Below are 12,902 nucleotides of genomic sequence, written 5' to 3' on the forward strand. Positions count from 1 at the left end.
AGTCTCCCGCTCCTGTTGAACAAACGATTATTCTTGGATTGTTCATCATTTGGTGGTTTTACAGCTTGATTTCGCGTTAAAATTATTACCCTGGCTTGGTTTACTAGCAAATTTTCTGCCTAATTATGGTTCAGTACACTCTTGCTCAAAGCCCAGAAATCATCCTCACCGTTCCTGGTAAAGATTCAGCCAAAGCCCGTGAAAAAGCAATGGATCAGTTGCTGAAACTGATGGATGAAGGTGAATTACCTACGGAACTCGAAGATGGATTTGGTCCCCAACAACTGATTGAAGTTAAAGAAACAGCAACAGAAACCTCTAGCGATGAGGACGCCATTACACAGGCTGTCCAGATTTTGAGCAACCTAGCCACGCTTAAGTTGAAAGTGCAGGAGTCACGCGCCGAAGCGATGGAAGTTCGCAAGGCGGTTGACATCCTATTTTTAGATAAGTCCGTCACTGAGGAGGAAATTACTCGCCTGAAGGAAGGTTTTAAAGTTCTCAAAAATTATGCCCAAGCTAATCTGCGTTATCAAGAAGCAAGAGCAAAAGCAGAACAGGCTCGACAGGTGCTAGATCAGGCTTTGAAATCTCCTGAGAAATAGCTTGATCATTTGATTGAGGTTAATCGCGGATCGCTTGCTCATGGATACATCTGTTTGTTTATGCAGACGATGATCATCCCCAAGCGTATCGCTACCTCGTGCTTGGTTAAACATTGAGCCTAGCACAAGACAAAAGAACAAAGTTTACCCTCAGCTAAGCTAGATTAGCTGTTGACACTCTGAGCCCTATAAGGGCGAAGATTCTTTCGTCACGGGGAGCGCAACCGCTTTACCCTCGGAAAGCATGCAAGACCCGTGTGCCCCACGGCTGCAAGTCCCCGAATGAGAACTACTTGAGCGGCTGCGACATCTCTGTCGGTCGTATAGCCGCAATGTTGGCATGAGTGTGTACGCTCAGACAAGTCTTTTTTGCCCGTCTCAATGAGACAGTTAGGACAAATTTGGCTTGTCTTCTTGCTATCAACTTTCAGAAAGAATACACCACGCTTAAAGCAGCACTGCTCTAGTATTTGGAAGAATTGACCCCAGCCAGCGTCCAAACAGTGCTTTCCTAAAAAGCCGCGAGCTAGTCCTTTGAGGTTCAAGTCTTCTGCAAATATCATCCCTGCCCAATCACAAAGATTATGGGCGTATAGCCAGTGGTAATATGCCCTTACGTTAGCGATGCGCTCATGCAATTTACTCACTTTAAACTGTGCTTTTTTACGGTTATTTGAACCCTTAACCTTTCTAGATACACTCCGTTGCAGCAATTTAAGCTTGCGTTCGAGCTTCTTAAAAGGTCGTGGATTAGGGAACAATTTACCGTTGGAAACAGCAGCAAAGTGGCTTATTCCTAGGTCAATCCCAATACCTTCACCATGAGGCATGATATCGGGAACAGTTACATCCCACTGCAATGTCAACATGATGTACCAGCCAGTAGCACGACAAACTATTCGCGCTTGCGCTACTTTGGAAGACGCCGGGATCTCTCGGGATTGACGGAATTTAACCCATCCAATCATAGGCAACTTAATAGTGTTGCCTATGATTGCATCCTTACTTAATTGGGGGAAAACGAAGGAGCGCATAGTTCCCGGTTTTTTAAACCGAGGAAATCCATGACTCTGTTCCCACATACTGACAAATGCCTGCTCAAGTCTTCTCAAAGTTTGTTGCAAAACCTGAGATTGAACTTTCTGCAATCGTGGGCTAGTTTTTCTATAAGCTGTTAATGCCTTGCACTGCTTGGCATAAGTTGGACGTATAGTGTCTGCGGGAATTATGTATTCAGACCGAAGTGAGCAAGCGTTAATCTGACAACTACGAGACTTAAACCAATCTTTTCTCTCGCCTAACGCATAGTTATATATGCGCCTACATTGTTCAAGCCAATCTGTGAAAATAGCTATTTGTTCCGATGTGGGTTTAAGTTTGAATTCGTATGTCAAGCTAAACATCTGCATCACCTCCTTGGATCTATTTTACACTAGTTTTAAAAAATAACTAACCGTTTCTTAAAACCTTCAGAGACAAATAAAAAGCCGTCAAACGAAGGACGGGGCTTTAGACCCAGTTTTTTGGTAAAGGTACTGCGGAACAGCCACCAACTCCTAGCTTCACGTCTTGCGCTCGTTTAACCCTCCTTAAATGAAACGTCAGAAACCTCGCACGTAGCGCTCGCGTTGTGCGTAGGTAGTTCATTCAACGCGTACTATAAAGATACCTATGAAGACCAACAACCTACTACTACTCAGTACAAAGCTTTCATCACAAATCAGGAATCTCAGAAATTGACGTATTGATGGTAATAGCCGATCGCGATCGTCCAATTGTGATTATGAATTAGCAGTGCGATTGCCGGGTGTGGCATTGCCAATCGCACCGAGTGCCCGTTGTAGGCGATCGCTTCACTATTTAACTCTTCACCTATATACATATTGTGAAAAAAATGTCAACTCGTAACTTTAAAAATATTCTTTACTGAACGAGATACCTGCGGAATGTAGAATCTACTTAAGTGATTTTGTATTACCGCAGGAAGTCATGGTCATCAAGTTTTCACAGTTGAAATCTTTATTTTTCTTCGGAATAACCTTTTGCATAGTGCTGGTTTGCGGACTCGCATTCGGACAAGTCAGCTTCGCTCAAAGTTCGCTTGGAGCAAGAGTCGATGTGGTGGGTGCAGACATTACTGGCACCCTTTTTCTGACGCAGCAAGAGAATGGGTTGGTAAGGATTCGAGGCACAATTCAAGGTGATCCGGCAACGCTGACTCCCGGTCTGCACGGACTCCACATTCATAGCGTGGGCGTGTGCGAACCCGGTGCTCAACCTCCTTTTAGCACCAGTGGTGGACACTTTGACCCTGGTCCTTTTGGTTCGGAAGTTCCTGTAGAGGCAAACCATCCGTACCATCTGGGTGACTTGCCAAATTTGGTGGTGGATGAGCAGGGATACGCAACGTACAATGCATTAACCAGTCGAGTCACCCTAAGTGAAAGTCCCATCACCTTGTTTGACAACAATGGTAGTGCAATCATCATTCACCAGTTAACGGATCAACAAAAAGCTGGCGGAACCGCAGCAGAAGCAGGCGGGGGACGAATAGCCTGTGGGGTTGTGACTCGCGACAATAGCTCTGGGCAATCAGATAATAGATCATCCTGATGTTGCGAAAAGTTGGGTTGTTTTACTTTTGACGCCTACGTGCATGGTCACATTTTTAGACTGACTCTTCACGCAATACAGCGCTCAATTGTTGCTAAAACAGATTTGGCAAGTGCGTCAAAATCGTAACCCCCTTCCAAGCCAAACAAAATTTTACGAGTTATTCCCAGACAATAATCTGTGAATAAACCATAATCTTGTGGTTGTAAATTTATACTAGCTAAGGGGTCATCGGCGTTGGCGTCGTAACCTGCACTCACAATCAGTAAATCCGGTTGAAAGTTCGATATAAAAGGCACAACCTTTGTTTCAAAAACTGGTTGGTATATTCCGATATCGCTGCCAGGAGGAAAAGGCAAATTCAATACATTGTTATGAAAGCCTCGCTCTGTATAATGTCCAGTCCCCGGATAGCAGGGGTACTGATGCAGAGAACAGTAGGCGATTTGTGGGTGATTTTCTACGATCGCCTGTGTACCATTTCCGTGATGCACGTCCCAATCAAGAATAGCGACGCGGTGAATTCCTGGTTGTTGCAAGGCATAAAGAGCTGCGATCGCCGCATTAGAAAATAAGCAAAACCCCATTCCTGCATCACTTTCGGCGTGATGTCCTGGTGGACGCGCCAGCACAAATGCTGGTTTGCCAGTTCCTAGCACAGTATCAACTCCATCCAACCAAGCACTCACCGCCAACAAAGCAACATCATAACTGCGCCGGGAAACAGGCGTATCTCCATCCAAAGAACCGCCACCAGCAAGAGCAATTTCTTGGACTTTTTTGATGTAGCGCTGCGTGTGTGCTTGTGACAACACAGACATCAGAGGTCGCTTTTCGGGTGGAGTGGGTAAGCGCCATTCAATGTGTTGTGCAAACGCAGCTTGTTTTAGGGCGGTGGCGATCGCCGTTAGGCGTTCTGGTTTCTCTGGATGAAAAGACCCAGTTTTATGATCCAGAAACTCTTCGGAATAAATGACGCTCAGCATAGGGCGAAAAAGGTTGGCAGCAAGATACTGAATGAAATTGTATCCTTACTACTCTTTGGTGAAACCAATCATTTCATCGGTTGGTTCATCCAGCATTTCCGGTACTACTGCTGGGTTCCCCCTAAGTTCATCTGGTGATAAACCAAGCAATACATCATCTATTCTTGGCGGATGCTTAATTTTGTCAAGCATCTCCGGGCTTAATTCGGATTCATCGCTTGGTGGATTTGTCTTTTCGGCTTGATTAGGAGTTGTTTCGTCGCTAGACATGATTGTTTATCCAACCTTACACGCCTCAGCTTAAACTCTCCTGTTACGACGCATACACTATCTTGGGGCTTAAATTGAGGATGAGGGGGATGAGGGAGTGAGGGAGTGAGGGAGATGAGGGAGATGAGGGAGTGAGGGAGTGAGGGGGGGATGAAAGTAAGCATAAAAATTGTAAAATTTTTGTAACTTTCGTTTCATTTAGACAGGAAAATCAGCAGTGCTACCAAACAAGCGCCCCCCCACCGAACAAACTCAACGTTGGACATTCTCTCAGCTTTTTGGACGAGCAAGGCGTAATCCTTTCATGATTTCGCGCTGGGTTTTACGCTGGGCTGTTGTCGGAACTTTTTGTGGTTTATTTGCTGGGCTGTACTGGAATCTCCTAGAACTCATGATTCATGGACTCCAAAAATTTCAGGGTCCTAGTCTCCTGTTCGTCATGCCACTGGCTGGTTTAATTATCGGTGTGGTGATTCATTACCTTGGGAATCCTGGTGAAATTGCTGTCATCGTAGATAACATCCATTTTCAGGGCGGACGGCTGGATGTTCGCAAAAATCCCTCGATGATTCTTGCTTCCCTAGTCAGCATATCAGCTGGCGGGAGTGCTGGACCAGAAGCACCACTGGTACAGGTTACAGGTTCCTTTGGCACTTGGGTTGCTGACCGTTTAAGACTCGAAGGTGAAGACGTCAGATCCATGAGTTTGGCGGCGATGGCTGCGGGCTTTACTGCTTTGTTTGGCGCACCTCTTGGCGGTGCTATGTTCGCCTTGGAGATTTTGCACCACCAGCATATTGTGGAGTATTACGAAGCCCTGATGCCTGCTATTGTTTCGAGTTGCGCTAGTTATCTCGTCTTTGCAGCAATTACACATTTGGGCATTGCACCCACCTGGCATTTCCCTCAGTACCACCTAGATAGCATTGATGATTTTGCCGTAGCTATCATATTTGGGATTGTCGGGGTAGTGGCAGGATGGATTTTTATGGGTATTTTTCGCTTATGTGACCGAGTTTTTGCCTTGATTGGTGGACCAATTTATCTACGTACAACGATAGCAGGGTTGGGGCTAGGCATTTTAGCAACTGTTTTACCTCTCACCCGTTATTTTGGACATGAGGAGTTAGATGAGGTTGTCAATCAAAGCTTTCCTGCTCTTTTCTTGCTTGCGCTTGCTTTGGCTAAAATGGCTGCCATCAGCATGACTGTCACAGGTGGATGGCGTGGTGGATTTATCATTCCCCTATTTTTCACTGGTGCTTGTGTCGGTAAAGCAGTCGCAGCCTTGATCCCCGGACTCAATCCTACCCTGGCAATGATTTGTACGATGGCGGCGGTCAATGCAGCGGTGACGCGCACACCCATAAGTACGACCTTGTTACTGTCAAAATTGACCAACTTCAGCCCCTTGACTCCAATCCTATTTGCTAGTTTGATTGGATTTTTTCTTGCGCCCAAAGCCCCTTTTATTGCATCTCAACTTAAGTCTGGGCAAGAAGCACTCATCGGTCATGAGTAATTAGTTATTAGCTAGCAGTTAACAGCTTAAGAACTGTTTATTTTCACTATTAACTGTTCACGGACAAGCCAAAAAACAGGAGCATATGTTAAAATTGTATCAAATAACGGCAATAATTCAGCAATAATTGGGAACATTTTTGCTCTTTTCTCAGTATAACGGCTAAAATTTGCAATTTTTGGAGTTTTTTAGGTTATGACAACCTCTCAGGAGAGGATTATCCCAACAGATCTGCGGATTGAGATGTCCCGGTCATATCTGGAATACGCGATGAGCGTAATTGTAGGTCGGGCACTACCAGACGCCAGGGATGGTCTGAAACCTGTGCATCGTCGCATTCTCTACGCAATGCATGAACTAGGGTTAAGCGCTGATCGCCCCTTTCGTAAATGCGCTCGTGTGGTAGGGGAAGTATTGGGTAAATATCATCCCCACGGCGACACAGCAGTCTATGACGCTTTGGTGCGGATGGCGCAGGATTTTTCCATGAGATTTCCGCTGATCGCAGGGCATGGAAATTTCGGTTCGGTAGACAACGATCCACCAGCGGCAATGCGATACACAGAATGCCGCTTGGAAGCTTTAACCAGCGATGCTCTTCTGCAAGATATCGAATCGGAAACAGTAGATTTCATCGATAACTTCGATGCTTCCCAGCAAGAACCTACAGTCTTGCCAGCCCGTATCCCACAGTTGCTGCTGAATGGTTCCTCTGGGATTGCGGTGGGTATGGCAACCAACATCCCCCCGCATAACTTGGGTGAATTGATTGATGGGTTGGTAGCACTGATTGAAAATCCAGAAATAACCGACATTCAGTTAATGCAGTATATCCCCGGACCTGACTTTCCTACTGGAAGTCAGATTCTAGGGACGACAGCAATTAAAGAAGCTTATACCACCGGGCGCGGTTCCATCACCATGCGCGGCGTGGCTACAATTGAAACTATTGAACAACGGGGACGCCCTGACAGAGACGCAATTATCATCACCGAATTGCCTTACCAAACCAACAAGGCGGCGTTGATTGAAAAAATTGCCGAGATGGTGAACGAAAAAAGGCTCGAGGGAATTGCCGATATTCGGGATGAAAGCGATCGCGATGGGATGCGAGTTGTTATCGAACTTAAGCGCGATGCTTATCCCCGTGTCGTCCTCAACAACCTCTACAAGCAAACACCGTTGCAAGCAAACTTTGGGGCGAATATGCTGGCGCTGGTGAATGGCGAACCGCAGATACTCACCCTGAAGGAGTTTTTGCAAGTCTTTTTGGATTTCCGCATCGAAGCGATTACCAGACGCACCCGTTACGAACTGCGGAAAGCCGAAGAACGCGATCACATACTGCAAGGGTTATTAATTGCCCTGCTGCATTTAGATGAAATTATTAGCTTAATTCGCAATGCATCTGATGCACCGACGGCAAAAGGGGAGTTGATCACAACCTACGGGCTTTCGGAAGCGCAAGCAGATGCGATATTGCAAATGCAACTGCGGCGTTTAACAGCGCTAGAAGCAGACAAAATCCGCTCCGAACACGAAGAATTACAAGCAATCATTGCTAACTTGCAGGATATCTTGGCACGGCGAGAGCGGATTTTAGAAATCATTCAAAACGAAGTCACGCAACTCAAACAGAAACACGCCACACCGCGCCGCACGGTTATTTCACCCCTTGAAGGAGAAATTGATGAGCGTGATCTGATTGCCAATGAAAAAGCTCTGATTCTGCTGACTGAGCAAGGTTACATCAAACGAATGCCAGTCAGTACCTTTGAAGCGCAAAGCCGTGCAACTAGAGGTAAAGCAGCTGCCAAAATCAAAGAAGATGATAACGTTGAGCATTTCTTGACTTGCTGCGACCATGACAGCATTCTATTTTTTAGCGAACGAGGTGTTGTTTACTGCCTGAAAGCGTATCAAATCCCTGTTGGTTCTCGTACCAGTCGCGGCACACCAATTGTGCAAATGCTACCCATTCCCAAAGAAGAGAAAATCACCTCGATTGTCCCTGTTGACGAGTTTAGCAGCGATGAATATTTGGTCATGCTTACCAAGGGCGGCAATATCAAGAAAACCGAGTTAGCAGCGTTTAGCAATATTCGTGCTAACGGCTTGATTGCCATATCCTTAGAAGAAGGCGACCAACTCCGGTGGGTACGACGCGCCAGAGTAGAAGACAGCGTAATCATTGGTTCGCGTCAGGGGATGGCAATTCACTTTAGATGCACCCACGAACAACTGCGTCCCCTGGGAAGGGCAACTCGTGGAGTAAAATCGATGAAATTGCGTAAGGGTGATGAACTAGTGGGAATGGATATTCTGCCCGCTGCCATTCTTGCCACTTTAGATACAGACACAGAAGCCGAAATCGAGGAAATCGAAACAGAAGAAATTGAAAATGAAGAATCCACAGAAGTCCCAGGCAACGGCAGTACTGGTCCTTGGGCTTTGGTGATTACAATGGGAGGATACGGCAAACGCGTCCCAGTTGCCCAGTTCCGCCTGCAAAATCGCGCCGGTCAAGGTCTAACGGCAACCAAATTCAAAAATCGCAAAATCAAAGACCAACTAGCAACTCTGCACATTGTCAACAGTGACGATGAAATTATGATGGTTACCAGTCGCGGTATCATCATTCGTCAGGCAGTGAATGCGATATCAGTCCAATCGCGATCAGCAACTGGGGTGCGAGTGCAGCGCCTAGACGAAGATGATGTGATTACGGGAGTGGCGATCGTTCCCCCCGATACTGGTGATGCAGCAGAGGCAGAGTAAGAAGCAGAGGGAGCAGGGGGAGCAGGAGAAGCAGGGGAAGAAGTTTACAATCTTAATCCCCTACTTGATTGCTCTATTTAGTGGTGTTTTGATGGGGTTGACCGTCGCACCTTACGGCGCGTGGTTATTAGCGTGGATTGCCCTTGCTCCCCTGTGGGTATTAGTTGTGAGTTATTCTGCACAACGCAAAAACCCATCCCCTTCTGCTCTTCTCCCCCTATCACTCGCTTGGGGTATCGGTTATCACGGCGTTGCCCTATCCTGGATTACGGGGATTCACCCTATGACTTGGATGGGGGTTCCTTGGTTGGCGAGTTTAGCGATCGCTCTCTTTTGCTGGGTATTCATTAGCCTTTGGGGAGCTGCGTTAGTTGCGAGTTGGGCGATCGCGATACGAGTGATTTGCCGTTCCATCCACAACGGTTTTGTTCGGGTTCTCATTGGCACAGCCCTATGGTGCGCATTAGAAGCTCTTTGGAGTGCAGGACCTTTGTACTGGAGTTCTGTTTCTTACACTCAAAGCCCGCATAATCTCGCAATATTACACCTTGGTCAACTTTCTGGACCTAGCGCGGTGACAGCGGCTATTGTTGCCGTGAATGGCTTGATTGCTGAAGCTTTCATAAACCGCCCTACGCCGAAGGCGCATGTCCAAACGGCTTTAGACGCCAAGAACGCCAAGATTTCTTCTGAGTTTTCTCCGCCTATACGACTGTTTTATTTCGGAAGTGCTGTAGCGTTATTTCTTATTCTCCACCTTATTGGTTTTGGTTTATACAGCCGTCCTCTTACCCAACTACCAAAAGCCGCCCTGAAAGTGGGGATTGTTCAGGGAAATGTCCCCAACGAAATCAAGCTTTATCCAGAAGGTTTTCGTCGCGCCATTGAAGGCTACACCAATGGATATCTAACACTAGCAAACCAAGGTGTAGATGCAGTGCTGACCCCAGAAGGCGCTTTGCCTTTTTTCCAGGATGAGATTATGGCTAGTTCTTTGGTGACAGCAGTGCGAGAAAAAGGCGTGGTTGCTTGGATTGGAGGTTTTTATAAACAAGGAAGCAGCTATACAAATAGTTTATTTGCGATCGCTGGCGATGGTGAGATAAAAAGCCGCTACGGCAAAGCAAAGATGGTTCCTATCGGGGAATACATTCCCTTTGAACCAATTTTAGGTGGTATCATTAACCGTTTATCGCCTTTAGACGAACATCAAGTTCCAGGTTCGCCAAATCAGGTATTTGACACGCCTTTTGGTCGCGCTATTGTTGGTATTTGTTACGAATCTGCTTTTTCTGGGCAATTTCGCCGTCAAGCTGCTGCGGGTGGGCAATTTATACTAAGTGCTTCCAATGATGCCCATTACAGTGCAGCTATGCCCGCTCAGCACCATGCACAAGATATCATGCGGGCAATTGAAACTGATAGATGGGCAGTGCGGGCAACCAACACGGGATATTCAGCTTTTGTGAATCCCCACGGCAGAACAGTCTGGATATCTGGGCATAATACGTACGAAGTACATACAGAAACAATATATCGACGGCAAACTCAGACTTTATACGTACGTTGGGGTGATTGGTTGACACCGTCATTGTTGGTAGCGGGAACCTTAGCATGGTGTCTCATGATTCGTCATGTCAAATGAAATCTACTAAGCTTAAGATGATTGCCGAAGTTTTCGGCAACAGCTTTTACATCCTAAGCAGTGGCAGGGCTTCTTCTTGATAACAAGAGAGATTGATCAGTGCTTGGGTTTGTGGCGATCGCTGAATTTCATCAACCATGAATTGAATCATTGGCTTGGCTACTGAACACTGCATTACGCCTGCTTCATCATAGAAACGCTCACTGGGAATGGCTTCTACAATATCTATTTGATTGCATTTGCGGTCAAACTGACACCGACGACAAGTTTCGCCTCGTTCCATCCGAATTTTTGTGACGTTGGCATACGCTTTAGAGGTAAAAATTTCAGTTAAAGATTGTTGAAAAATATTACCCATATAGCCAGCAGCAGAATAGGGATCTCCATGCGAATAGGTATCTCCATTGGTGTTAACGATCAGCACCCACTCGTGCTCAGAGGGTATAAAAACTCCAATGTCCTGACCAGCTAAATATCTAACTGCTGCTTCAAAATAGTTTTTCAGCGGTAGAACTTCTATCCGTGATGGAGCGGCGAATTGAGCCTTAGCAACTTTTTGGAGTGCAGCAACAATTGCCTCAAAACTAAGCATTAGATGTGCCATTCGCTCTGGAGGATTGTGTTGAGAGAAAATTGGCAAAAATCGGAAGGTGATACCTAATTTGTTATAAAATTCGTAAATATTGACGGCTTTATTTATATTGAGGGCATGAAGAACAACTATCCCTCCTACGGGAAAATTCCTGTCCAACAAACGTTGCAAATTATCCAAAACTTTTTCTTGTGAAACTCTGCCAGCAATATCAATGCGTTGTTCTCCAAATACATCCAGGGAAATACCTAAAGAGATGTTCAATTCTTCCAGCAGGTCTATCTTTTTATCCGAAATCTGAAACAGGTTGCTTTGTACTGCAGTGGTATGAGCTATGCCATTAGCCCCAAAATATTTATCCCGAAGAGTGCAAACTGCTCGTAAATAATCAGGAGGAAGTAGCAGGGGTTCTCCACCATGTAATACTAAATCAATTGGGATGGAATGATTTCGACTTAAAACATACTCAGCTACACTTTTGAAAAAAAACTCAATACCATCAAGAGGCATCTGTTCTTTATGAGATAGCTCATCATATTCGTAGCAATAAGTACATCTTAAATTGCACAACTTGCTTAATTTCATAACAAGATGCATAATGCCTCCTATGAATTTTGCACTTAAATTTTGATGAAAATACAACAACTTAGGTGTGCATTGACCACCAGAACCATCAAGGTGATTGCAAGTATCGCAAAAACTTTTATTTGAGAGCTAATTGCTTGCAACCTTAACTTTGAGCAACTCCCTTGTTCGTCTTTTAATTATCAATAAGCCAACTTTTTGGAAGTGTGTTTGAGAAGCAGAACTAGGTTTAAGCAGCTGCTGAATTAGAGGCTAATCGCTTGAGTGTGCGCTGAATCATCACCACATACATCTCAAACACACTCTAAATAGAGGTTTTAGCTATTTTGCTATGTTATTTTTTACCAAAGTGATGAAATAGCCCTGTTTTAGTATCACCTTGACAGAGCTATCACTAGAGAACCCTGACTACCTGCGGAATAAAAAGGCTATGAATCGAGGATCTGACTCAGTGTGTCTCGCACGCTCACCTTAACGGATTGCTCTTTACTAGCAAGAGTGTTGCCATCTGGTGTCTGCGGTGCTACACAAGCTCTGCCCCAAGTGCCTTTACCAATACACTGCATAAAAGAGGGACGCGCAATCTTATCGGTATCAAATTTTTCAGTAGACTGACGGGTTACCTGTCCATCTTGAACTTTGAGCATTTGCCCATTGGAGAGCTTATAATAACCATCTGGCAGCACTTTATGCTCACCAGTTGAACCAAGAGCAACAGCTTTCTGACCTTGGATGAGGAGAGTGTCAGAACCAAGTACTTTGATTAACTGTTGATCTGCCACAGCGATCGCTTCAGAGCCGCTAACTTTGGCTTCAGTAACGGGCATTAAATACTGGTCTAAACTCTTAGCTAACTGGCTCACCAAACCATTGTCAGTAGCAAGTGAGACAAAACCAGTCAAGACAAAAATACTACCAACTACTTTGCTAGCTATGTGTTGGTTTTTATGAATTTCGGACATTTTTACTTTTCCTCACACTGATAGATGTATAAATTCATTTTGTAATGTATCACGAGAGGGAACGCAATTCGATGTTCGTGAATTAACTAAGTTGAGCAATGGTACTGGTATCACCCAGCAAAGCTCTCTAGTGGGCTACTAGGCGGATTTTCCGCACCTAGATTTACACGTGCTTGCTTTAAAAATCTTAAAAAAGTGGACATAAGAACTTTTATTTTTATTGCTTGTCCGGATTTTTAGCGCTAAAGCGTGTAAAAAGATTCAAAAGTGTTTGTTTGCCATGAAAACTGGATTTTTTCACTAACATGGCGCGGGTTAATTCGCTCTGTTGGTTGCACCGACAG

Annotated in this window: 11 protein-coding genes; 5 read left to right on the forward strand and 6 right to left on the reverse strand. The window is 45.2% G+C overall.

Annotation, left to right across the window (positions count from 1 at the left end; genetic code table 11):
• The first annotated feature begins 125 nt into the window (after positions 1-125).
• Complete coding sequence (locus AACT52_RS33465; RefSeq protein WP_073628099.1) at positions 126-605, forward strand: hypothetical protein; 480 nt, start codon at positions 126-128, stop codon at positions 603-605.
• Positions 606-814: 209 nt separating this feature from the next.
• Here the strand turns inward: AACT52_RS33465 and AACT52_RS33470 are convergent, their stop codons facing one another.
• Positions 815-2,008, reverse strand: a complete 1,194-nt coding sequence (locus AACT52_RS33470) for an RNA-guided endonuclease InsQ/TnpB family protein (protein ID WP_198940835.1) — start codon at positions 2,006-2,008, stop codon at positions 815-817.
• 326 nt (positions 2,009-2,334) lie between these two features.
• Positions 2,335-2,487, reverse strand: a complete 153-nt coding sequence (locus AACT52_RS33475; protein WP_158054522.1) for a hypothetical protein — start codon at positions 2,485-2,487, stop codon at positions 2,335-2,337.
• A 107-nt stretch (positions 2,488-2,594) separates the two neighbouring features.
• Here AACT52_RS33475 and AACT52_RS33480 point away from each other — a divergent pair, with 107 nt between their 5' ends.
• Positions 2,595-3,218 (forward strand): superoxide dismutase family protein, encoded by a 624-nt coding sequence (locus AACT52_RS33480; protein WP_073628101.1) that lies wholly within the window; start codon positions 2,595-2,597, stop codon positions 3,216-3,218.
• Between the two features lie 68 nt (positions 3,219-3,286).
• Here the strand turns inward: AACT52_RS33480 and AACT52_RS33485 are convergent, their stop codons facing one another.
• On the reverse strand, positions 3,287-4,204 hold the full coding sequence (locus tag AACT52_RS33485) for a histone deacetylase family protein (RefSeq protein WP_073628103.1): 918 nt from the start codon (positions 4,202-4,204) through the stop codon (positions 3,287-3,289).
• Between the two features lie 48 nt (positions 4,205-4,252).
• Positions 4,253-4,474, reverse strand: coding sequence for a hypothetical protein (locus tag AACT52_RS33490; protein ID WP_073628105.1), 222 nt, complete (start codon positions 4,472-4,474; stop codon positions 4,253-4,255).
• Between the two features lie 217 nt (positions 4,475-4,691).
• Here AACT52_RS33490 and AACT52_RS33495 point away from each other — a divergent pair, with 217 nt between their 5' ends.
• From AACT52_RS33495 to lnt, 3 genes are all read left to right on the forward strand, one after another.
• Complete coding sequence (locus AACT52_RS33495; RefSeq protein WP_073628107.1) at positions 4,692-5,996, forward strand: chloride channel protein; 1,305 nt, start codon at positions 4,692-4,694, stop codon at positions 5,994-5,996.
• A 195-nt stretch (positions 5,997-6,191) separates the two neighbouring features.
• Positions 6,192-8,774 carry a DNA topoisomerase (ATP-hydrolyzing) subunit A gene (gene gyrA / locus AACT52_RS33500; RefSeq protein ID WP_073628109.1) on the forward strand — a complete coding sequence of 861 codons (2,583 nt, stop codon included), beginning with the start codon at positions 6,192-6,194 and terminating at the stop codon, positions 8,772-8,774.
• Positions 8,755-10,419 (forward strand): apolipoprotein N-acyltransferase, encoded by a 1,665-nt coding sequence (gene lnt / locus AACT52_RS33505; protein ID WP_073628111.1) that lies wholly within the window; start codon positions 8,755-8,757, stop codon positions 10,417-10,419. The genes gyrA and lnt overlap by 20 nt, the downstream gene beginning before the upstream one ends.
• A gap of 46 nt (positions 10,420-10,465) precedes the next feature.
• On the opposite strand, the gene AACT52_RS33510 is transcribed toward lnt, so the two are convergent.
• Positions 10,466-11,608: a radical SAM protein gene (locus tag AACT52_RS33510; protein WP_073628113.1), complete on the reverse strand. Its 1,143-nt coding sequence runs from the start codon at positions 11,606-11,608 to the stop codon at positions 10,466-10,468.
• A gap of 416 nt (positions 11,609-12,024) precedes the next feature.
• Positions 12,025-12,558 (reverse strand): hypothetical protein, encoded by a 534-nt coding sequence (locus AACT52_RS33515; RefSeq protein ID WP_073628115.1) that lies wholly within the window; start codon positions 12,556-12,558, stop codon positions 12,025-12,027.
• Positions 12,559-12,902 lie beyond the last annotated feature (344 nt).

The organism is Scytonema sp. HK-05, from assembly GCF_963872035.1.
Classification (GTDB): Bacteria; Cyanobacteriota; Cyanobacteriia; order Cyanobacteriales; family Nostocaceae; genus Kalymmatonema.

Excerpts from the sequence above, each read along its gene's own strand:
- AACT52_RS33465 (WP_073628099.1), top strand. The coding sequence starts at position 126 with ATGGTTCAGTACACTCTTGCTCAAAGCCCAGAAATCATCCTCACCGTT.
- AACT52_RS33470 (WP_198940835.1), bottom strand. The coding sequence starts at position 2,008 with ATGTTTAGCTTGACATACGAATTCAAACTTAAACCCACATCGGAACAA.
- AACT52_RS33475 (WP_158054522.1), bottom strand. The coding sequence starts at position 2,487 with ATGTATATAGGTGAAGAGTTAAATAGTGAAGCGATCGCCTACAACGGG.
- AACT52_RS33480 (WP_073628101.1), top strand. The coding sequence starts at position 2,595 with ATGGTCATCAAGTTTTCACAGTTGAAATCTTTATTTTTCTTCGGAATA.
- AACT52_RS33485 (WP_073628103.1), bottom strand. The coding sequence starts at position 4,204 with ATGCTGAGCGTCATTTATTCCGAAGAGTTTCTGGATCATAAAACTGGG.
- AACT52_RS33490 (WP_073628105.1), bottom strand. The coding sequence starts at position 4,474 with ATGTCTAGCGACGAAACAACTCCTAATCAAGCCGAAAAGACAAATCCA.
- gyrA (WP_073628109.1), top strand. The coding sequence starts at position 6,192 with ATGACAACCTCTCAGGAGAGGATTATCCCAACAGATCTGCGGATTGAG.
- lnt (WP_073628111.1), top strand. The coding sequence starts at position 8,755 with ATGCAGCAGAGGCAGAGTAAGAAGCAGAGGGAGCAGGGGGAGCAGGAG.
- AACT52_RS33510 (WP_073628113.1), bottom strand. The coding sequence starts at position 11,608 with ATGCATCTTGTTATGAAATTAAGCAAGTTGTGCAATTTAAGATGTACT.
- AACT52_RS33515 (WP_073628115.1), bottom strand. The coding sequence starts at position 12,558 with ATGTCCGAAATTCATAAAAACCAACACATAGCTAGCAAAGTAGTTGGT.